Raw genomic sequence first — 508 nt, forward strand, 5'->3', positions numbered from 1 at the left:
GGATAGGCTCCGTCGGGAGCACCGGATATTCGACCGGACCGCATTTGCATTTTTCCGTATACAAAAACGGCAAACTGATAGACCCCCAGTCCGTGCTGAAACGCTGACGCGGGGCAAAACTGCCCGTCCGTGCCCAAACCCGGCAGATAGATAAAGCCTCTTTCCGCGGCACGCTCGCCCTTCCACGCACGAGGGCATAAAAAGCGGGAAAGCCTGTGTGCCTCCCCGCCTGAATGCACTGCGCTTATTCAAGAGCCTAGGTAGTGTGGACTTAAAGGTAGAAGAACACGCACCTGACATGAATAGCGGCGATGAAGGAGGCGATGAGCTTTGCGTAGCGCGTGGCGATTCCCCGCCAGCGCTTGAGGGTGCAAAAGGCGATTTCAATGAAAACTTCCGCAGCAAACTACTGAGAATTTCATTCATGCTTCCTATTTTATCTCTTTTCCCTATCTAGTCCACACTACCTAAAAAAACAGAAAATTAGTCAATTTTTCTTATAATTTTT

Annotated in this window: 1 protein-coding gene and 1 pseudogene; one reads left to right on the forward strand and one right to left on the reverse strand. The window is 50.2% G+C overall.

Annotated elements, in window-relative coordinates:
- The coding region (locus AWU74_RS10915; RefSeq protein ID WP_162504884.1) for a M23 family metallopeptidase at positions 1-107 on the forward strand (107 nt) is incomplete at its 5' end.
- 164 nt (positions 108-271) lie between these two features.
- On the opposite strand, the pseudogene AWU74_RS10920 reads toward AWU74_RS10915, so the two are convergent.
- Positions 272-388 (reverse strand): annotated as a pseudogene (locus AWU74_RS10920) (IS5/IS1182 family transposase); the annotation flags it as partial.
- Positions 389-508 lie beyond the last annotated feature (120 nt).

The organism is Treponema endosymbiont of Eucomonympha sp. (assembly GCF_001028545.1).